Raw genomic sequence first — 20,190 nt, 5'->3', positions numbered from 1 at the left:
ACCGTAATGGCAAACAACACATCTATGGAGGAATTCGAAGCCCTCCTTGAAGAAAGCTTCGAAATTGACACCCCTGACGAAGGGTCCGTTGTCAAAGGCCGCGTGATCGCTATTGAAGCAGGTCAGGCCATCATCGATGTCGGCTACAAGATGGAAGGCCGCATCGATCTTAAAGAATTTGCGAATCCCGGCGAAAACGCGGAAATCGCAGTTGGCGACGAGGTGGAGGTGTTCCTCCGTCAGGTCGAAAACTCGCGTGGCGAAGCGGTTATCAGCCGTGAAATGGCGCGTCGCGAAGAAGCTTGGGACCGTCTCGAAAAGGCTTATGCCGACGAGCTGCGTGTCGATGGCGCGATCTTCGGTCGGGTCAAAGGCGGCTTCACTGTCGATCTGGGCGGCGCGGTTGCGTTCCTGCCCGGCTCTCAGGTTGACGTGCGCCCCGTGCGCGATGCTGGCCCATTGATGGGTCTTAAGCAGCCGTTCCAGATCCTCAAGATGGATCGCCGCCGTGGCAACATCGTGGTCTCGCGTCGCGCGATCCTCGAAGAGTCCCGTGCCGAGCAGCGCGCTGAAGTCATCGGCAAGCTGACCGAAGGCGATGCCGTTGACGGTGTGGTCAAGAACATCACTGAATACGGGGCCTTCGTGGACCTCGGCGGTGTTGATGGTCTGCTGCACGTCACCGATATGGCTTGGCGCCGGGTCAACCACCCGTCCGAGATCCTGGCAATTGGCGAGACCGTCAAAGTTCAGGTTATCAAGGTCAACAAAGAAACCCACCGTATCAGCCTTGGCATGAAGCAACTGCAGGCCGATCCTTGGGAATCCGTGGAAGCCAAGTTCCCGCTGGAATCGGTGCATTCCGGCCGCGTCACCAACATCACCGATTACGGCGCCTTCGTGGAGCTGGAGCCGGGTGTCGAAGGCTTGGTACACGTCTCGGAAATGTCCTGGACCAAAAAGAACGTCCACCCCGGCAAGATCGTCTCCACCTCGCAAGAGGTTGAAGTCATGGTGCTGGAAATCGACACGGCCAAGCGTCGGGTCAGCCTTGGTCTCAAGCAGACCATGCGCAACCCATGGGAAGTGTTCGAAGAGAAGTTCCCGGTCGGCACCGAAGTCGAAGGCGAAGTCAAGAACATCACCGAATTCGGTCTGTTCATTGGCCTCGACGACGACATCGACGGCATGGTTCACCTGTCGGACCTGACCTGGGAAGGTCGTGGCGAGGACGTCATCGGCAACTACCGCAAGGGCGATATCGTCAAGGCGCAGGTTACCGAGATCGATGCCGAGAAAGAGCGTATCTCGCTCTCGATCAAGGCTCTGGGTGGCGATCCGTTTGCCGAGGTCGTCTCGGGCGTCAAGCGTGGCGCGATCATCACTGTTGAAGTCACCGCGATCGAAGATGGTGGCGTCGAAGTGGAATATGAAGGCATGAAATCCTTCATCCGCCGCTCTGACCTCAGCCGTGACCGGGCAGAACAGCGCCCTGAGCGGTTCCAAAAGGGTGACAAGGTCGACGTTCGCGTCACCAACCTCGACCCCAAGACCCGCCGTTTGGGTCTGTCGATCAAGGCCCGCGAGATTGCGGAAGAGAAAGAAGCCGTCGAACAGTATGGCTCCTCCGCCAGCGGTGCGTCCTTGGGCGACATCCTGGGAGCGGCGCTGAAAGGCGACGAATAATCCCGGATCATTCCGGAAACTGATAGGGGGCGCGCCGGCATATGTCGGCGCGCCCTTTTCCGAATCAGGGGCAGGCGGCGCAGCGTCTTCCGGCCCCCAGACCGCACAAAAACGCGCAATGTTTGGACCTTTTAGGTGTATTCCCGCTCATTATCAGGGATTTAGCCCCGGTTTCCTGCGGATTCCCAAAGGAAACGTCTTCTCAAATCGGTGAGGTTCGATATAGGTTGAGCCCAACTCGCCGTCGATCAGGCGACCAGACGGAACAGGGAACACGGCAATGATCCGATCGGAACTGATACAAAAAATCGCCGACGAAAACCCGCATTTGTATCAACGCGATGTGGAACGCATCGTGAATTGCATCTTCGAGGAAATCATCGAAGCGATGGCGCGGGGCGACCGGGTCGAACTGCGCGGATTTGGGGCCTTTTCCGTGAAGAAGCGGGACTCCAGAGTGGGACGGAACCCGCGGACCGGCGACTCGGTTGCGGTTGAAGAAAAACACGTTCCGTTCTTCAAGACCGGTAAATTGCTCCGGGATCGCCTGAACGGCAACTCCTGAACGGCATCCAAGGGGGCCCCATGCGGACCATCAAGTATCTTATTCTCGGATTGATCGGCCTCTGTCTGGTCGTCATCGGCTTCGCCAATCGCGGCGCGGTGACCCTGACATTGCTGCCCGATGAATTCGTGCCCTTCACCGGCTTCAACCTTCAGATCACGCTGCCGATCTACCTCGTGGTGTTCGGCGGGATCGTGGTTGGACTGTTGCTGGGCTTCTTCTGGGAATGGATGCGCGAACATAAGCACCGCCGCGAAGCCGTCGTGAACCGCCGCGAAAAGGCGGTTCTGGCCACCGAAGTCAAAAAGCTGAAATCTGACCGGAACGATGGCAAGGACGACGTTCTTGCCCTGCTGGAAGATGGTCACACTGCCCGTTAGAATCGTTTCAAGCCCCGTTGCGAAGGTCCGCGTCAAGATATGCGGTCTGACCCGGCCTGCGGATTTGGCTGCGGCCGTTGCTGCAGGCGCAGGCTATGTCGGGCTGGTGTTTTTCGCCAAGTCGCCGCGCCATGTCGGGCTTGAGGTGGCGCGCGATCTGGCGGTGGACGTGGCCCCCGGCATCGCCAAGGTCGCCTTGACCGTCGATGCCGATGACGCCTTTCTGGACCAGTTGATCGACACCGTGCCGCTGGACATGCTGCAACTGCACGGCCACGAATCACCCGCCCGCGTCACTGAATTGCGGACCCGCTATGGCCTGCCGGTGATGAAGGCGGTGGGGGTGGCCTCGGCCGCAGATCTGCCCGCCATCGACACCTATGCCGCCGTCGCTGACATGCTTCTGATTGATGCCAAGCCGCCCAAGGGCGCGCCGCTTCCGGGTGGCAACGGTCTGGCCTTTGATTGGCGCCTGATCGCGGGCCGCGACTGGACCGTGCCTTGGATGTTGGCCGGTGGCCTGACCCCAGACAACGTCGCCGAAGCGGTCCGCCTGACCGGTGCGCGGCAAGTCGATGTGTCCTCGGGCGTCGAAGCTGCCCCCGGCCTGAAAGACCCGGACCGGATCGCGGCTTTCATCGCCGCCGCACGGGCCTGACCCCCGGTTCATTCACCGCACCTACTTTACCGTCCCGCCCTTAGGCCTTACATGCGGACGTCAGACCTTAGGGGGAGCACGCCATGCCGGAAGACCTTTTTAACAGCTTCATGACCGGACCCGACGAGAACGGCCGCTTTGGCGATTTCGGCGGACGTTTCGTGTCGGAAACCCTCATGCCCCTGATCCTGGAGCTTGAGGCCCAGTACGAGCACGCCAAGACCGATGACAGCTTCTGGGCGCAGATGGATGATCTGTGGACCAATTATGTCGGCCGGCCCAGCCCGCTGTATTTCGCGGAACGCCTGACCGACCATTGCGGCGGCGCGAAAATCTATCTCAAGCGCGACGAGCTGAACCACACCGGCGCCCATAAGATCAACAACGTGCTGGGGCAGATCCTGCTGGCGATGCGCATGGGCAAGACCCGGATCATCGCCGAAACCGGGGCCGGGCAGCACGGCGTGGCCACGGCGACGGTCTGTGCCAAGTTCGGCCTGAAATGCATCGTCTATATGGGCGCGCATGATGTTGAGCGGCAATCGCCCAACGTTTTCCGCATGCGCCTGCTGGGGGCCGAAGTGATCCCGGTGACCTCTGGGCGCGGTACCCTCAAGGACGCCATGAACGACGCCCTGCGCGACTGGGTGACCAATGTCCGCGATACCTTCTATTGCATTGGCACCGTGGCGGGGCCGCACCCCTATCCGGCCATGGTCCGCGATTTCCAGTCGATCATCGGCAAGGAAGCCAAAGAGCAGATGCAGGCCCAAGAAGGCCGTCTGCCCGATACGGTGATTGCGGCCATCGGCGGTGGTTCGAACGCCATGGGTCTGTTCTATCCGTTCCTTGACGATAAAGAGGTCGCGGTGATCGGGGTCGAGGCCGGTGGCCACGGCGTCAACGCCAAGATGGAGCATTGCGCCTCGTTGACCGGCGGTCGCCCCGGCGTGCTGCATGGCAACCGCACCTATCTGCTTCAGGATGACGATGGTCAGATCCTCGAAGGGCACTCGATCTCTGCGGGTCTGGATTATCCCGGCATCGGCCCGGAACACGCATGGCTGCACGAAATTGGCCGCGCCAAATATGTGTCGATCACCGACAAAGAGGCGCTGGACGCGTTCCAAGTCTGCTGTGCGCTAGAAGGCATCATTCCGGCGCTGGAACCTTCCCACGCGCTGGCGCATGTCCTGAAAATCGCGCCCGAACTGCCTAAGGATCACCTGATCTGCATGAACATGTGCGGCCGTGGCGACAAAGACATCTTCACCGTCGCCAAAGCGCTTGGTCTGGATATGAACACCGGCGCTTAAGGCGCCCCGACATTGCCCCGACGGCGGCCAGATCAGCGCGTGATCTGGCCGCCGTCCCGCATATGCCGGGTCGTGTCAGCGATCGCGGCCTCTGGCAGGCGATAGCCCACCCCCAACTTCGATCATGACCGCCCGTAATCGGCACCAACTGCGGCCTATATTGGCGGCGATGATCCGGCGGGTCAGCACGCTGCTGGTAAACGGCGCGGGCGAGGGACGTGCTGCACGGTCCCACTGATCAGAGGCCCGCACATTGGTCCGCAAATCGGTCCGACGAAAGTCCGATAAAAGTCCGACGATTGTCCGACGACCGCTCGGCCTCAGGATTCAGGCACGGCGTAGGACTGCAAAATCTCCAGCGGCACCACATCCAGCGCGGCCCGATGGGTTGCGGACAAGCGGACAAACGGGGCCACACCTTCCTCATGCGCCTGCAAGAATCGCGCGGCGCACAGGCACCACTGATCGCCATCGCGCAAGCCCGTGAAGCCAAACTCCGGGCGCGGGGTGCTGAGGTCATTGCCCAAGTATTTGGAAAAAGCCAGAAATTCTGCGGTCACCACCGCGCAGACCGTGTGGCTACCCCGATCTGCCGCGCTGCTGTCGCAACAGCCATTGCGGAAAAATCCGGTGACCGGATCGTGCGAACAGGGGGCCAGCGGCAGGCCAAGAACGTTTTCAGAAGGGTACTTGTCCATGCCGTGTCCTTTTCTGGGGGTCAGCGAAACCGCGCCGCAAGTTTTTGAATCGGGCTAAGCTGTTGTTCGGGCGAATTTTCTTCGGTCTTTGCCGCTGTCTCTGCGGGCTTGGCTGCGGGCTTGACGGTCGTGGACGATCGCGGCGGCGCAACCCGCAAGGCCACTGCATTCAGGAATTTCGGGCCTGCGCCTTTGGCCAGTTCCGACGCGCCGTCGCTAATGCCGCGCAGCAAATCATCCAGCCAATCGGCGTCAGATTTGGCAAAGTCGCCAAGAACATAGGGGGAAACCTTGTCCTTGTGGCCCGGGTGGCCAATGCCCAGACGGACCCGGTGATAAGTCTCGCCGATATGGGCGTGAATCGATCGCAGCCCATTGTGGCCGGCATGGCCACCACCGGTTTTCAGGCGGCACTTGCCCGGTGCCAGATCCAGCTCGTCGTGGAAAACCGTGATATCGTCTGGGGTTAGCTTGTAAAATCGCATGGCCTCGCCGACCGATTGCCCGGACAAGTTCATAAACGTTTCCGGCTTCAGCAGCAGAACTTTGACGCCGCCAAGCATCCCTTCGGTGATCTGGCCCTGAAACTTTGACCGCCATGGCGCGAACCGGTGATCCTCCGCAAGGCGGTCCACCGCCATGAACCCGATATTGTGTCGGTTTTTGAGATATTTAGCGCCCGGGTTTCCCAGGCCGACAAAAAGCTGCATTTGAAACCTCTGTGCTGGCCTGCGCCACTTGTGACGTGAAACCGCCGGAAATGCCAGTCCCGGGCGCGGCCCTTTCCGACGCCCATGATCTGCGCCGTTTTCCTTTGTGAACAACTGGGCTAAACCTAAGCCACGCCAACAGGAGACGCCCCACGATGTACCTGACGATGAACCGCTTCAAGGTCAAACTCGGACAAGAAGACGCCTTTGAAACCCTATGGAAAAACCGTGATAGCCTCTTGGCCGATGTGCCGGGTTTCGTGGCATTTCATCTGCTGGCCGGTCCTGTGCGCGACACCTGCCGCATTTACGCATCGCACACCACTTGGGACAGTGAGGCGGCGTTTCGGAACTGGACCAAATCCGAAGCGTTCCGTCAGGCCCATGCGGGGGCAGGGGCGTCAAAAGACCTGTATGACGGCCCTCCAGAACTTGAACTTTTTGAAGAGGTGACCGGGGTTTAGGCGAACAGCCCCTAATCGTCGCGGGCGAATGGACAGGGTTGTCCCGCCGCATCTTACCCGCGATGTCCGCTGGCAGCATTCTGGCCCTCACCGCGACACAGATCGGAGTTCACGGATGTCTATTCGAGGCCTAGTGTGGCCCAGTTGCACGGGGATTGCGGTAATGCTGACGACAAGTGCCGCATTGGCAAGTCCGCCTCTGGCAGAGGTGGCCGTGCAAATGGCCGGAGCAGCGCCCGCCGTCTTGCAAATCCTGCCCGATTGGCAGGCCTCCCCGCCCAGGGCAGAGTTTGTCCTGACGGATCAGTCCGGTACGATGATCGGTCAGCTTCCGGCCGCGCCGCTGATGTCGGAATGGGCCTTCGATGGGGTGCAATCGTTGGACATTGTAGACCTGAATGGCGATGGCGCAGCGGACGTTCTGGCGATCCTGAACTTTGTCACCGGCATCGGGCCGACGGGCATGGCGCCGTTCCCGCAGGCGGTTGTCTATCTTCTGGATGGGCAAGATTTCATCCCGGCTCCTGACTTGACCCTATCGGTGAATGAGACCGCGGATTTCACCGATGTCGCTGGGGTAATTGCGGCCATCCGGGCGGAAGCGCGCAGGATCGGCGGCTAGGCTTGCGCCAAGCCGGTGCACCCTCTTGCAGCGCGTTGGCAGCTTCGCCATAACGCGAATATGTCCCTATCGCCTGATCAAATCACCGACCTGTTCCGCCGCGCCGACGGTCAGTATGCCTTCGCTCGATGGGGGCGGCCGCTTGCGCCGGTCGTGTTCGGTGTGACCGATGACACGCTCACCATCGTCAAACAGGCGGTGGTAACGGTTGCCGGCTTGGCAAATCATGAGATGACTGAGGTTGATCAGGATCTCGGCGCGAATTTGATGATCTTCTTTGTGGCAGACTGGGCCGAGTTGGCAGACACGCCGCATCTGGTCAAATTGGTGCCGGACATTGTCCCTCTGACCGCGCGATTGATTGAGGCGGATGCAAACCAATACCGGATTTTCCGGTTTGACGACGCCGGTGCGATCATGGCGTGCATGGTGTTCCTGCGGATCGATGGGCATCTGGCCGAAGTTCCGGCGGACGCGCTTGCGCTGTCACAAATGGTACAGGCGATCACCTGTTGGTCGGACAGTGCGTTTCGAACGACTTTGCCGGTGGATTACATCGATGGCGTCTTGCAGGTTGACCCGGATATCGCGGCCCTGATCCGGGCAGCCTATGATCCGGTCCTGCCTGTCGCCAGTCAGGACGAGGCGCATGCGCTTCGGTTGTTTGCGCGGGTTCAGGTCCTTGCAAATGCATGAGTTTCAGCTTCGGGTCTATTTTGAGGACACCGATCTGGCGGGCATCGTCTATTATGCCAATTACCTGAAGTTCATCGAACGGGCGCGGTCCGAATTTATCCGCACGCTGGGGGTCGATCAAGTCGCCCTGAAGCGCGATTTTGACACCGTGTTTGCCGTGCGCGCCGTCTCGGTGGACTATCTTCAGCCGGCCCGGTTTGACGACCTGCTTTGCGTCCAGACCCAGATCACGACAGTGGGCGGTGCCCGCGTTGGATTGGCCCAGACGGTCCGCCGTGATGCCACCGTTTTGGTGGTTGCTGAGGTGACATTGGTCTGCCTGACCGAAAGCGGCCGACCGACCCGCATTCCGGCGGAAGTATCTAATAAACTTCAATCACTTACACAGTAACGCGCTTGTCATGGTCAAAGCTTTTGCTTTGCGGTAAACTGGCGCGTAATCAAGAGCGGTCAGCGCGCCGCCGGTCATACAGGCATAGTCATGGAACCGATCGATTTTTCCCTTCTGGCGCTGTTTGCACGCGCCACCTTTACCGTGAAGCTGGTGATGCTTCTGCTGATGGCGGCGTCGGTCTGGGGCTGGGCCATTATCATTCAAAAACACATCGCATTTCGGGCCGCTCGCCGTGCTGCTGCGCGCTTTGACAAGGCGTTTTGGTCCGGTGAGCCGCTGGATGGGCTGTTTTCGGAAGTTGGGGTCAATCCTAAGACCGCGCCAGAGCGGATTTTTGCGGCCGGAATGACCGAATGGCACCGGTCTCACCGCGATTCCGGGGCGATGATTCCCGGGGCCACGGCGCGGATCGACCGCAGCATGGATGTGGCTATCGCCCGCGAATCAGAGCGTTTGAATGGCGGGCTGCCCTTCCTCGCCACGGTGGGGTCCACAGCGCCGTTCATCGGGCTGTTTGGGACCGTCTGGGGGATTATGAACAGTTTCGAAGAGATCGCGCAGCAGCAGAATACCTCTCTTGCGGTGGTTGCACCGGGGATTTCCGAGGCGCTTTTGGCGACGGGGCTTGGTCTGTTGGCGGCGATTCCTGCGGTGATTTTCTACAACAAGCTCAGCGCTGACAGCGGAAAGATCGTTGGCGGTTACGAGGTCTTTGCAGACGAATTCGCGACCCTGTTGTCGCGCGAGTCGGACGACTGAGATGGGGGCTTCTGTCACGCCTTCGGGTCAACCCAGTCAGCGCCGCGGCCGCCGTCGGCGCAGCCGTGTGGCGGTGCCCATGAGTGAGATCAACGTCACGCCCTTCGTGGATGTGATGCTGGTGTTGCTGATTATCTTTATGGTGGCGGCACCGTTGCTGACAGTGGGCGTTCCCATTGAATTGCCCGAAACCGCCGCCACGCCGTTGCCTCTGGATGAGGAAGACCCCCTGACCATCACGCTGGCTACCGATGGGAGTGTGCTGATTCAGACCACAGTGATCGAGACCGATGCACTGATCCCGCGCCTGCAAGCCATTGCTGCGGAACGCGACAATGACCAACTATATCTGCGGGCCGACGGGGCCATTCCTTATGAGCGGGTGATGCAAGTGATGGGCGCGCTGAACGCGGCAGGATTCACGAAAATCGGATTGGTGACTGATCCGGGCGGGCCGAGCTTCGGCGGCGTCGCCGGACAATAGGCGGGAAATTTTGGACACCGGATTCAAAATCTCGGCGGGCGGCCACGGGGTACTCTTGCTGTTTGCGGTGGTCGGGTGGCCGTTCATGCACGACAGCGAGACGATGGCCCCACAAAGCGTTTCTGTTTCGCTGATTTCGTCGGCGGATTTGCCCGTGGTCAGCAGTGCGGCGCCGCCACAGGCGCCGCAGCCGCGGGACACGTTGGCCGCGCTGCCATCTGTGGCGCCAACTCCGCCCCAGGCATCGGTGGCACCAGTCAGTCGGCCCGATCCGGCGCCGCAAGCCCCATCCCCGCAGCCGCCCGCCGTCGAATCGGCCCCACCGCCACCTCGCGTTGATCGTGTCGCCCCGGTGCCGCAACCGGCGCCGCCGAAGGATGTTCCGGTCGGCGATGTCCGCCAAGAGGCGGTTCAGAAACGTCCTGAAACCACGGCAGTGGTTCCTCCGCAGCCCGAGCAGGCGGCGCAGGCCCCTAAAGCTGCCGCACCCCAGATCGTGACGGAAGCCACCGACACGTCTGATCAAGCCAGTCTGCAGCCCAGTCTGGCGCCGGACACGGTCCGCCGTCCGCCACAGCGGCCAGAGAGACCGGCGCCGGTGGTTCAGCCGCAGCCCCCTGAGCCGACACCGCCCGCACCCGCACCAGAAAAGGTGGCGGTGGCAGAACCAAGCCCGCCTGAACCCACGCCTCCAAAGCCGACGCCCCCTGAGCCGACCCCATCGGAGCCGGTTGATGTGCAGGATTCGGTGTCCGCCGCTCTGGCCGAGGCGCTTGCTGCCCCAACAGAATCTGCGACGCCGCAAGCCACGTCGTCAGGACCACCCCTGACCCAAGGGGATCGCGACGGGTTGCGTCTTGCGGTCAGCCAATGCTGGAACTTTTCCGCCCTGTCGACGGATGCCTCGAAGGTGACCGTCGTGGTTGGCATGTCCATGACCCTCGATGGGCAACCATCGAATTTGCGGATGGTGTCTTTTGACGGGGGCGGGCAAGCTGCGGCGCAACAAGCATTTGATACGGCGCGCCGTGCCATTCTACGCTGCGCCGGGGAAGGCTATTCCTTGCCGCGGGAAAAATACGACCAATGGCGTGAAATTGAGATGACCTTCAACCCAGACATTATGAGGCGTAAATGATCCAGCTCCGCTTGACGGCCACCCTGATTGCCGCGCTTTTTGCCTTGGGCCTGACCTCGGATAGGGCCGTGGCGCAATCCAGTGGTGGCCCGCTGCGAATCGAAATCACCGAAGGGGTGATTGAACCGCTGCCGATCGCAATTGCGCCATTTCTGGTTGGCGCAGGGGCCTCGCCCGAACTGGCAAAACAGGTCGCGCAAGTGGTGGCCGATGATCTGGAGCGTTCGGGGCTGTTTCGCACCATTTCGCCGAATGCGTTCATCTCGCCGATTACCAGCTTCGACAGCCCGGTTCAGTACGCAGATTGGAAGGCGATCAATGCGCAGGCACTGGTCACGGGCGAGGTGTCGAAATCCGGCGACCGGGTCAGCGTCAAGTTTCGTCTGTTCGACATTTTCTCGGAAAATCAGATGGGGGATGGTCTGCAATTCGGGGGATCGGCGGCAAGCACACGGCGTCTTGGGCACAAGGTGGCCGATCAGGTCTATAGTCGGATCACCGGTGAGGGGCCCTATTTCGACAGTCGTGTCGTGTTCGTGTCCGAAAGCGGCCCCAAGAATGCCCGGCTGAAGCGACTCGCGGTGATGGATTATGATGGCGCCAATGTCAGCTATCTGACCAATAGCGATGATCTGGTGCTGGCACCGCGCATTTCGGCGACCGGGGATCAGGTCTTGTACACCTCTTACGCCAGTGGCTTTCCGCGTATCCGCATTCTGGACACCGCCACTTTACAACAACGGTCTCTGGATGATCAGCCGGGGCAGATGACGTTCTCGCCACGGTTTTCGCCAGATGGGCGGACCGTGCTGTTTTCGCTGAGCGATGGTGGCAACACCGATCTTTACACGCTTGATCTTGCATCTGGAAAGCGCACCCGCCTGACATCGGCCCCATCCATTGAAACCGCCCCCAGCTATTCGCCAGATGGCCGTCAGATCGTGTTTGAAAGTGACCGGTCGGGCAGTCAGCAATTGTATATCATGCCGGCCACGGGCGGTGAGGCGACGCGCATCAGTTTCGGCCAAGGCCGCTATGGCACGCCGGTCTGGTCGCCGCGTGGGGATTTGGTGGCCTTCACCAAACAGAATCAGGGCCGGTTCCATATCGGTGTGATGCGGATCGATGGCAGCGAAGAGCGTCTGTTGACCGCCTCGTTCCTAGATGAAGGCCCAAGCTGGGCGCCGAATGGCCGGGTCGTGATGTTCTCACGTGAGACGGCGGGGGCCAGTGGGGGCTCATCGCTGTATTCGGTGGATATCACTGGCCGTAATCTGGCCCGGGTTCCGACGCCTGAGGCGGCGTCTGACCCAGCATGGTCGCCCTTGCTGCCATGATCCGCCATTTCAAACTGCGCGCAGGGCTGATACCTTTCGGGCACCAGTAATCAGGAATTCAAGATGACACCGATTGTTCGCCTTTTTGCCCTCTGCATGGTTCTGCTCGTGGCGGGGTGTGCGTCTAACCGCAACGGCAGCGGCGCGGCCGTGGATGGTCTGTCCGGCGGCGCGGGGGCCGGAATGTCCGGCGGGGTCAATGACCCGACCTCTGTGGCCTACTTTCAGCAGTCTGTCGGGGACCGGATCCTATTTCCCGTTGATGAAAGCAGCCTGACCGCAGCGGCGCGGGCGACCCTGACCGAACAAGCGCGTTGGCTGATGAACAACGCCTCGTATTCGGCGGTGATCGAAGGTCATGCCGATGAGCAGGGCACGCGCGAATACAACCTCGCCCTTGGCGCGCGTCGCGCCAGTTCTGTGCAGGACTTCCTGATTGCGCAGGGGGTATCGCCGAACCGCATCCGCACCGTCACATTTGGTAAGGAACGCCCCATCGAGGTGTGTTCGGATGAGGCCTGCTATGCCCAGAACCGCCGGGCAGTGACCGTCCTTGCCGGTGGGGGGGCCGGTGTATGATCCGATCTGACCGCTGGATCCGCGGTGGCATTGCCGCGATCGTTCTGACTCTGTCTGGTCCTGCGCTTGGGCAGGACCGCACCGCGACGCTGGCCGACATCCGCCAGCAGATGACCGTAATGTCGGTGGAATTGCAAAATTTGCGCCGGGAATTGTCGACCACGGGCAGCGGTATGACCGCGACGCAGTCCGCCGCCCCGCTGGAACGGGTGGATGGTCTTGAAAAGGAATTGCGCCGCTTGACGGCCAAGACCGAAGAACTGGAATTTCGCATTCGCAAGATCGTGGAAGACGGCACCAATCGGCTGGATGACCTGAATTTTCGGGTGACCGAGCTTGAGGGGGGCGATCTGGGCAATCTGGGGCGCACCGAGGCCCTTGGTGGCGGTTTTCCGATGCCCAGCACGCCGATTCCCATGCCCGAGCCGACCCCGGAACTTGCCGTGGGCGAACAGGCTGATTTCGACCGTGCCATGGAGCTAAGCCAAAGCGGGACGCCCGCCGATGCCTTTGCGGCCCTAAACCAATTTGTCGACACCTATCCGCGCAGCCCATTGTCCGCCGAAGCGCATCTTTATCGCGGCAAGGCTCTGAATAAACTGGGCGATCTGGGTAATGCCGGGCGCGCCTATCTGGAAAGCTATACCCAAGCGGAACAGTCTGACCCCGGACTGGCCGCCGAAGCCCTGTATAATCTTGGCTTGACCCTGTCCGAATTGAAGCAGGTGCCAGAAGCCTGCATCACGCTTGGGCAGGTCAGCGCCCAGTTTCCGGGGACCACCGCTGCGACCAACGCTCAGACCTCGCTTGCGGGGCTCACCTGTCCGTGACGCCTGAGGCGGCGCTTGCAGAGGCGATGGCAGGGGCGGTTTCGTGCCTGCCCGGCGCTCGTATCGGTGTCGCGGTGTCCGGGGGCGGAGATTCCCTCGCGCTTCTGGTAATGCTGCGCGATTGGGCCGAGACGACGGGGGCGGAGTTATATGCCGCTACCGTCGACCATGGGCTTCGCCCGGAATCAGCCGCCGAAGCGACGCAGGTTGCGGCTGTGTGTGGCCGTCTTGGCGTGCCGCACAGCACGCTGCTTTGGACCGGTTATACCGGGCAGGGCAACCTGCAAGCCGAAGCCCGAATGGCGCGTCAGTCGCTTCTGGCGGGCTGGGCTTTGGACGTAGGCATTGACCATATCTGCCTTGGCCATACCCGTGACGATCAAGCCGAAACGGTCCTGATGCGGCTTGCGCGCGGCTCGGGTGTGGATGGCTTATCTGGGATGGCGGTTGTTCGCCCAGATCCCTCAGGCGTGATTTGGCTGCGTCCGCTTTTGGACGTGCGACGCGAGGCGTTACGCGATGTTTTGCGACGCCGGTCCTTGGTCTGGGCCGAGGATCCGTCGAACGGCGATCTGCGCTTTGACCGGGTCAAGATGCGCGACCTGTTGTCTCGTCAGGATCAGCATGGATTGGGGGCGGATCGGTTGGCCGACACCGCCGAGCGGATGTCCGCCGCCAGCCGGGTGTTACGGCGGGTGGCTTATGAGGCGGCGCTGACGCTTCTCGATATCGAGGACGGCGACATTGTGTTCCCGGCCCGGTCTTTCGCCGAGTTGGAGGACGAGACCAGATGGCGATTGCTGTCCATGGCCTTGTGCCGGGTGGCGTCGCAATCCTATCGTCCGCGCCTGAAAACCCTAAGATCCGCTGAGATCGCCGCAATGGCGGGACGACGCACCAGTTTGCATGGATGCTTGGTGGGGGTGCGGCAAGGGCTGCTTCGCATTCAGCGCGAGCCGTCGGCTGCGGCCCGGCATAGTCTTCGGGCGCCCGGTTTATGGGATGGCCGCTGGCAGGTTGAGGGGCCGGCCTCCGCAGGCCCACCGCCACTGATTTCCGCTTTGGGCGAGACCGGGCTGGCTTTGCGGCCGGATTGGCGGGCGTCTGGGCGTAACCGTATTGCGCTTTTGGCCTCGCCAGCAATCTGGGAAAACGGTATGGTGACCGCCTGTCCGCTGCTCGACCCAGCGTCTGAGTGGCACGCAAAACTGATCTGGGACAAGACGATGATCTGTGACGCGCTGTTAACGCATTGAACTGCGCGCCGTCGTGTCTATCTTGGAGTAAAGACGTGCGGTGATGCACAACCGATCGAATAAGGAGTCCCTTCGTGGGTAATGCAAGAAATATCGCCTTCTGGGTTGTGCTGTTTCTATTGATTCTAGCCCTGTTTAATTTGTTCAGCGGTGGCCAGTCGACGATGTCGTCCCGGTCGATCAGCTATTCTGATTTTGTGCAGGCGGTTCAGGACCAAGAAGTCAGCAGCGTAACGTTGGATGGCGAAAAAGTGTTGTTCCGTGGCAATGACGGGCAGGACTATGTGACGATCGTTCCTCAGGGCACCGAAGTGACCGAGCGGCTGATCGAAAAAAATATCAGCGTCAGCGCGCGGCCACAGGAACAGTCCGGCTTCACCACCCTGCTGATGACATTCCTGCCGTTTCTGCTGCTGATTGGCGTCTGGATTTACTTCATGAACCGGATGCAGGGCGGCGGCAAAGGCGGCGCGATGGGCTTTGGGAAATCCAAGGCCAAACTGCTGACGGAAAAGCATGGCCGCGTGACGTTTGATGACGTTGCCGGGATTGATGAGGCCAAGGAAGAATTGGAAGAAATCGTCGAATTTCTTCGCAATCCTCAGAAATTCAGTCGTTTGGGCGGCAAAATCCCCAAAGGCGCGCTTTTGGTCGGACCTCCGGGGACCGGTAAGACACTGTTGGCCCGTGCCATTGCTGGCGAAGCCGGGGTGCCGTTCTTTACGATTTCGGGCTCTGACTTTGTTGAGATGTTTGTCGGTGTCGGCGCGAGCCGCGTGCGCGACATGTTCGAGCAAGCCAAGAAAAATGCGCCCTGCATCGTCTTTATCGATGAGATCGACGCAGTCGGTCGGTCGCGGGGCGTCGGCTATGGCGGCGGCAATGATGAGCGCGAACAGACCTTGAACCAGTTGCTGGTTGAAATGGATGGTTTTGAGGCCAACGAGGGCATCATCATTGTGGCGGCGACCAACCGTCCTGATGTCTTGGACCCCGCACTGCTGCGTCCGGGCCGGTTTGACCGTCAGGTTCAAGTGCCAAATCCCGACATCAAGGGCCGTGAGAAAATTCTCGGCGTGCATTCGCGCAAAGTGCCGCTTGGGCCGGATGTGGATCTGCGGATCATCGCCCGTGGTACCCCAGGTTTCTCCGGTGCCGACTTGGCCAATCTGGTCAATGAATCCGCCCTGATGGCCGCACGGATCGGACGCCGGTTTGTCACTATGTCGGATTTCGAAAGCGCCAAGGACAAGGTGATGATGGGCTCTGAGCGGCGCTCCATGGTCATGTCGGAAGATGAGAAAAAGCTGACGGCCTATCACGAAGCCGGTCACGCTGTTGTCGGCCTCTATGTGCCGCAACATGATCCGATCCATAAGGCGACGATCATCCCGCGTGGACGTGCGCTGGGTCTCGTGATGTCGCTGCCAGAGCGCGATCAACTGAGTGTGACCTTCACCAAATATACCTCTAAGATCGCCATGGCGATGGGCGGTAAAGTGGCCGAAGAGCTGGTGTTCGGCAAAGAGAACGTCACCTCCGGCGCGGCGTCGGACATTCAACAAGTATCGCGGATTGCTCGGGCCATGGTGCAGCAATTCGGCTTCTCGGATGAGCTAGGCCATATCGACTATGCAAACGAGCAGCAGTCCTATCTGGGCAATTATCAGGCGGGCGGTACCGCTTCACCTGAAACTCAGCGCAAGATTGATGCCGAGGTGCGCCGGATCGTCGATGAGGGCTATGAAACCGCCAAGCGCATATTGATCGAACATGCGGACGAGCATCACCGCTTGGCCAACGCGCTTTTGGAATATGAAACGCTGACCGGCATTGAGATTACCAAGGTGATGGCGGGCGAGCCTTTGAACCGTGGCGATGATGAGGACGATTCGTCCTCTGGCAACAACATCCCGTCGATCACGGCGATTCCGAAGACCAAGCCGCGGGCGAAGCCGACAACTGACGGCGATGCGACGCCGGAACCGTCAGCCTGATCCTATTCTGCCAAAAACAGAAAAGGTCCGGTCCCTTCTGGGGGCCGGACCTTTTTTTACGTGCAGTCTGAATGGGTCATTCGGTATTGGTGGTGTCGCCTAGTACTTGATCCTCACGAGTGATTGACCACTCGATCAGGTCACGCCAGATCTGTTCGGCCAGATCCGCGTCCAGACCGCTGCGATCGGCGTTGGCGCGAACTTTGGCAACCACTTCTTCGACGCGATTGGGAATTCGGGCGGGAAGTGCCTCAGCGGGTTTCAATTGGATGGCCCGATCGATACAGGCTTGCCGCCGCGCCAGTCCTGCCACCAGATCGGCGTCGATCTGATCAATCAACTGGCGGAGTTCGGTCATGGAATTGCATTCGTCAGGGCGCTGCATCGGTTTCTCCGGTAATCATTTTTCGAGACTCTATGGTGCCGGGGCGGGCGAGGCCAGCCACCGAATTGACACGGTTGCCTGCACCACCGCTTAGGTGCGAACAGCATTGCTCCGCGCCATCGGGACAGCGTGACAGGCCGTCCCGGTCAGAACCGACAACGCTTTTGGCCCCATCAGCGGGCGAAACACCTCTGAGTTGGTCAAAAGGCCTCCGGTAAACGTTCCGAATGCGGGCAGGATAACACGGTCGTCATCGATCAGAAAACAAGGCCGGATCACCGAGGTACCGCGCAGTTTCAGGCGCGCTTTTGGGTGGTAATGCCCTGAAATCTCGCCCGAGGCGCCGACGCGGGCTTCGTGGCGAAAAGTCAGCCCGTGCAGATCATATTGGGCAAGATGCCTGCCCGGCATCGGGTTGGGACCGGGATCATGATTGCCTTCCACCCAAACCCAAGTCCGGCCCAAGATAAGACGCTCCAGCCAGCTTCGCAGGTCGTTGGGGAACGCGGTTGCAGCGGCGGGGTCGTCGAAACTGTCGCCAAGGCAGACCACATGCCGCGCTTGGGTGGCGTCCAGTTCGACCTCCAGCCGCGCAAGCGTGTCGTGCCCCTCATAGGGGGGCAGCATTGTGCCGCCGCGCCGGGCGATACGTTCGGCTTTGCCCAGGTGCAGGTCCGACACGCAGAGAAGTCCAACATCAGGCCACCAAAGCGTTCCAGAGGGGCGTGCCACCAGCTTTTGGCCGTGAAAGGAAATCGCAAAATCGTTCATGCTTCGTTCACATCACGAATCGCAACTGCGATGCAAGCAGGCTCACCTGTGGAGGCCGGCTGCGGCAAGAATTTGATCCGTTTCTTCGCGGAGCAGGCGTTCCTGCGCTGACCCTTTCACTGGAACGCGCCCCATTTCAAGGAAGAGCGGCGCCGCCAACGGCGTTACCCGGGGCAGTACGACGTGATCGATCCGATCCTGCACCCGGCCGATCAATTCCTCGATCCGGGCAAAATCAACCAATCCGCGCATCGCCTCTTCGCGGGTAATTTGCAGCAAAAGGTGGTCGGGATCGTATTTTTGCAGCGTGTCGTACAGAATGTCGGAAGAAAATGTCGCCTGTCGGCCTGACTTGCGCTGGCCGGGCGTCTTTCGGTCAATCAGGCCGGAAATGACCGCGCTGGACTTGAAGGTACGCTTCATGACGGCGTTGCCGGATAACCAGGCATCGAAGCCGTCGCGCAGGTCCGACCCCTGAAACAGCGCCGCAGCGTCCACCACCGGGTCGAGACCCCAGATCAGCAGGGCATAGTCGGTAGCGACGAATCCAAGCGGATGCAGGCCCTGCGTTTCCATTTGGCGGGTTAGCAGTAGTCCCAATGTTTGCATCGCGTTGCGACCCGCAAATCCATACACGCAGATGTGTTCCTGGCCCTGATGGGGAAAGCTTTCAATCAGCAGTCGGTCGGCGCACGGTAGCTGAGAAATCTGCCGCTGAAGCCGCAGCCATTCCGCTGTATGCTCGGGCAATTCCGGCCAATCCTCTTGCCGGAACATGGCCAGAATACGATCCGATAACTTGGTCGATGTGGTAAACTTTGTGCCCATGAATGTGGCGAGTTTGGGCTTGCGCCCGGGGTCTTTGGTGACCTGAAGGGTCATCTCACGCAGGCTGTCAAATCGCACGATCTGGCCCCCCATCAAAAACGTGTCGCCCGGTGTAAGAGTGGCGGCAAAGTTTTCTTCGACCTGACCCAGCGGGGTGCCGCCGCCGCGATGCTTCAAACGAACTTGGACCGTGTCACTGTCCTGAATGGTTCCGATATTCATCCGGATTTGGCGGGCGGCCCGTGGGTCGCGCAACTGCCATTGCCCGTCCGGACGCTGGACCAAACGTTGCCAGCGGTCATAACTGCGCAAGGCATAGCCACCAGTTGCACAGAAATTCAGACAAGCGTCGAAGGCGGCGCGGCTGAGATCAGCATAGGGACCGGCTGTGGTAATCTCGGCAAATAGTTGATCGGCATCGAACGGACCAGAGCAGGCGGTAATCAAGATGTGCTGGCAGACGACGTCTTTTGGGCCGGGGCCGCGCGGATCGCCGTCGAGATCAAAGTCGCGGACAGCAGCCAGCGCGGCTTGGCATTCAAGGACCTCGAACCGGTTGGCGGGCACAAGCAGGGCCTTCGAGGGCGCGTTGTAACGGTGATTGGCGCGGCCGATGCGTTGGACCAACCGTTTGACGTTCTTTGGCGCGCCGATCTGGATCACCAGATCGACATCGCCCCAGTCGATCCCAAGATCCAGACTGCCGGTGCAGACAATGGCCCGTAATGCGCCAGCCACCATCGCGGCCTCAACGCGGGTGCGTTGGTCGTGGGACAGGGCACCGTGATGAATGCCAATCGGCAGGCTGTCGACGTTTTGCAGCCAGAGGTGATGAAAGAATATCTCGGCCTGCGCCCGGGTGTTGTGAAAGATTAGCGTGGTCTTGTGGGCGCGCACCTGCGCCAGCACAGCAGGGATGGCATAGCGCCCGCCGCCACCGGCCCATGGGGGCGGGTCCGGCAAGTCCAGCATTCGGATGTCAGGGGGCGGGCCCGGGTCGGCAAGCACGATCGGGCAGGGGTCGGGATGCCGTGCCAGATACCGCCCCATCGCAGCAGGGTCTTCGACGGTAGCCGACAGACCAATGCGGCGCAGGCCGGGACAGAGGGTTTGCAACCGCGCCAGCGCAAGCAAAAGCTGATCCCCGCGTTTTGATTCGGCCAGCGCGTGGATTTCATCGACGACAATGCGTTGCAGGCCAGAAAAAATACGCGGCGCGTCCTCATAAGACAGCAACAGCGCCAGACTTTCCGGCGTGGTCAGCAGGATATGGGGGGGATCGGCCCGTTGTCGGCGCTTGGTGGTGTAGGAGGTGTCGCCGGTTCGGTCCTCAACCCGGATCGCCATCCCGGCCTCTGTGATCGGTGCCGAGAGGTTGCGCCGGATGTCGGCGGCCAGCGCTTTCAAAGGTGAGACATAAAGCGTGTGCAGCCCGGGGGGCGGGGTCGGGCCAAGTTCGGCCAGGGTGGGCAGGAACCCGGCCAGAGTTTTACCGCCCCCTGTTGGCGCAATAAGCAGCAAAGAAGGCTCATCGGCGCGCTCAAGCATCAGGCGTTGATGCGGATGGAGGTGCCAACCCTTCCGGTCAAGCCAGTCTGAAAGGGGCTCTGGAAGGGCTGTCATGAGGGACCAGCAGG

The 20,190-nt window shown here is 60.6% G+C and carries 22 protein-coding genes; 17 read left to right on the top strand and 5 right to left on the bottom strand.

The window, feature by feature from the left end; translation table 11 throughout:
• Positions 1 to 6: 6 nt before the first annotated feature.
• The 5 genes from rpsA to trpB all read left to right on the top strand — a co-directional run bounded on the left by rpsA (position 7) and on the right by trpB (position 4,605).
• Positions 7 to 1,686, top strand: a complete 1,680-nt coding sequence (rpsA, locus tag BV911_RS00865) for a 30S ribosomal protein S1 (RefSeq protein WP_086051689.1) — start codon at positions 7 to 9, stop codon at positions 1,684 to 1,686.
• 280 nt (positions 1,687 to 1,966) lie between these two features.
• Complete coding sequence (gene ihfB, locus BV911_RS00860; RefSeq protein WP_086051688.1) at positions 1,967 to 2,251, top strand: integration host factor subunit beta; 285 nt, start codon at positions 1,967 to 1,969, stop codon at positions 2,249 to 2,251.
• A gap of 20 nt (positions 2,252 to 2,271) precedes the next feature.
• Positions 2,272 to 2,631: a LapA family protein gene (locus tag BV911_RS00855; protein ID WP_086051687.1), complete on the top strand. Its 360-nt coding sequence runs from the start codon at positions 2,272 to 2,274 to the stop codon at positions 2,629 to 2,631.
• The gene (locus BV911_RS00850; RefSeq protein WP_086051686.1) at positions 2,612 to 3,289 is read left to right on the top strand and encodes a phosphoribosylanthranilate isomerase; all 678 of its coding nucleotides are present in this window, start codon (positions 2,612 to 2,614) and stop codon (positions 3,287 to 3,289) included. The genes BV911_RS00855 and BV911_RS00850 overlap by 20 nt, the downstream gene beginning before the upstream one ends.
• 83 nt (positions 3,290 to 3,372) lie before the next feature.
• Positions 3,373 to 4,605, top strand: a complete 1,233-nt coding sequence (trpB, locus tag BV911_RS00845) for a tryptophan synthase subunit beta (protein ID WP_086051685.1) — start codon at positions 3,373 to 3,375, stop codon at positions 4,603 to 4,605.
• A 320-nt stretch (positions 4,606 to 4,925) separates the two neighbouring features.
• Here the strand turns inward: trpB and BV911_RS00840 are convergent, their stop codons facing one another.
• Entirely contained in the window at positions 4,926 to 5,303 is a 378-nt protein-coding gene (locus BV911_RS00840) for a DUF2237 family protein (protein ID WP_086051684.1), read from the bottom strand.
• A gap of 20 nt (positions 5,304 to 5,323) precedes the next feature.
• Complete coding sequence (gene pth / locus BV911_RS00835) at positions 5,324 to 6,013, bottom strand: aminoacyl-tRNA hydrolase (protein ID WP_086051683.1); 690 nt, start codon at positions 6,011 to 6,013, stop codon at positions 5,324 to 5,326.
• A gap of 155 nt (positions 6,014 to 6,168) precedes the next feature.
• On the opposite strand from pth, the gene BV911_RS00830 reads away from it, so the two are divergent.
• The 12 genes from BV911_RS00830 (at position 6,169) to ftsH (ending at position 16,569) form a co-directional block, all read left to right on the top strand.
• Positions 6,169 to 6,477 (top strand): antibiotic biosynthesis monooxygenase, encoded by a 309-nt coding sequence (locus tag BV911_RS00830; RefSeq protein WP_086051682.1) that lies wholly within the window; start codon positions 6,169 to 6,171, stop codon positions 6,475 to 6,477.
• A 163-nt stretch (positions 6,478 to 6,640) separates the two neighbouring features.
• Positions 6,641 to 7,099 (top strand): hypothetical protein, encoded by a 459-nt coding sequence (locus tag BV911_RS00825; protein WP_086051681.1) that lies wholly within the window; start codon positions 6,641 to 6,643, stop codon positions 7,097 to 7,099.
• Positions 7,100 to 7,159: 60 nt separating this feature from the next.
• Positions 7,160 to 7,795, top strand: a complete 636-nt coding sequence (locus tag BV911_RS00820; RefSeq protein ID WP_086052004.1) for a hypothetical protein — start codon at positions 7,160 to 7,162, stop codon at positions 7,793 to 7,795.
• Positions 7,788 to 8,186, top strand: coding sequence for a tol-pal system-associated acyl-CoA thioesterase (gene ybgC, locus BV911_RS00815; protein ID WP_086051680.1), 399 nt, complete (start codon positions 7,788 to 7,790; stop codon positions 8,184 to 8,186). The genes BV911_RS00820 and ybgC overlap by 8 nt, the downstream gene beginning before the upstream one ends.
• Before the next feature lie 90 nt (positions 8,187 to 8,276).
• On the top strand, positions 8,277 to 8,948 hold the full coding sequence (gene tolQ / locus BV911_RS00810) for a protein TolQ (protein ID WP_086051679.1): 672 nt from the start codon (positions 8,277 to 8,279) through the stop codon (positions 8,946 to 8,948).
• 1 nt (position 8,949) lies between these two features.
• A complete protein-coding gene (gene tolR, locus BV911_RS00805; RefSeq protein WP_086051678.1) occupies positions 8,950 to 9,432 on the top strand; it encodes a protein TolR in 483 nt (160 codons plus the stop codon).
• A gap of 10 nt (positions 9,433 to 9,442) precedes the next feature.
• The gene (locus BV911_RS00800) at positions 9,443 to 10,570 is read left to right on the top strand and encodes a hypothetical protein (protein WP_086051677.1); all 1,128 of its coding nucleotides are present in this window, start codon (positions 9,443 to 9,445) and stop codon (positions 10,568 to 10,570) included.
• Positions 10,567 to 11,907 (top strand): Tol-Pal system beta propeller repeat protein TolB, encoded by a 1,341-nt coding sequence (gene tolB, locus BV911_RS00795; protein ID WP_086051676.1) that lies wholly within the window; start codon positions 10,567 to 10,569, stop codon positions 11,905 to 11,907. Before BV911_RS00800 ends, tolB begins: the two co-directional genes overlap by 4 nt.
• Positions 11,908 to 11,970: 63 nt before the next feature.
• Positions 11,971 to 12,486, top strand: coding sequence for a peptidoglycan-associated lipoprotein Pal (gene pal / locus BV911_RS00790; protein ID WP_086051675.1), 516 nt, complete (start codon positions 11,971 to 11,973; stop codon positions 12,484 to 12,486).
• Complete coding sequence (locus BV911_RS00785) at positions 12,483 to 13,316, top strand: tetratricopeptide repeat protein (protein WP_086051674.1); 834 nt, start codon at positions 12,483 to 12,485, stop codon at positions 13,314 to 13,316. Before pal ends, BV911_RS00785 begins: the two co-directional genes overlap by 4 nt.
• Positions 13,313 to 14,572, top strand: coding sequence for a tRNA lysidine(34) synthetase TilS (tilS, locus tag BV911_RS00780; protein ID WP_086051673.1), 1,260 nt, complete (start codon positions 13,313 to 13,315; stop codon positions 14,570 to 14,572). The genes BV911_RS00785 and tilS overlap by 4 nt, the downstream gene beginning before the upstream one ends.
• Positions 14,573 to 14,646: 74 nt before the next feature.
• Positions 14,647 to 16,569 (top strand): ATP-dependent zinc metalloprotease FtsH, encoded by a 1,923-nt coding sequence (gene ftsH, locus BV911_RS00775; RefSeq protein WP_086051672.1) that lies wholly within the window; start codon positions 14,647 to 14,649, stop codon positions 16,567 to 16,569.
• 76 nt (positions 16,570 to 16,645) lie between these two features.
• Here ftsH and BV911_RS00770 read toward each other — a convergent pair whose 3' ends face one another.
• The 3 genes from BV911_RS00770 to BV911_RS00760 all read right to left on the bottom strand — a co-directional run bounded on the left by BV911_RS00770 (position 16,646) and on the right by BV911_RS00760 (position 20,176).
• Entirely contained in the window at positions 16,646 to 16,954 is a 309-nt protein-coding gene (locus BV911_RS00770; protein WP_086051671.1) for a chorismate mutase, read from the bottom strand.
• A gap of 90 nt (positions 16,955 to 17,044) precedes the next feature.
• Complete coding sequence (gene pdeM / locus BV911_RS00765; RefSeq protein WP_086051670.1) at positions 17,045 to 17,725, bottom strand: ligase-associated DNA damage response endonuclease PdeM; 681 nt, start codon at positions 17,723 to 17,725, stop codon at positions 17,045 to 17,047.
• Positions 17,726 to 17,767: 42 nt separating this feature from the next.
• Positions 17,768 to 20,176 (bottom strand): ligase-associated DNA damage response DEXH box helicase, encoded by a 2,409-nt coding sequence (locus BV911_RS00760; protein WP_086051669.1) that lies wholly within the window; start codon positions 20,174 to 20,176, stop codon positions 17,768 to 17,770.
• Between the last annotated feature and the right edge of the window lie 14 nt (positions 20,177 to 20,190).

The sequence above is a fragment of the Pseudoruegeria sp. SK021 genome, assembly GCF_002119405.1.
Classification (GTDB): Bacteria; Pseudomonadota; Alphaproteobacteria; order Rhodobacterales; family Rhodobacteraceae; genus Meridianimarinicoccus.
Note: the sequence above shows the minus strand (reverse complement) of the source record. Positions and strands in the feature narration are given on the sequence as shown.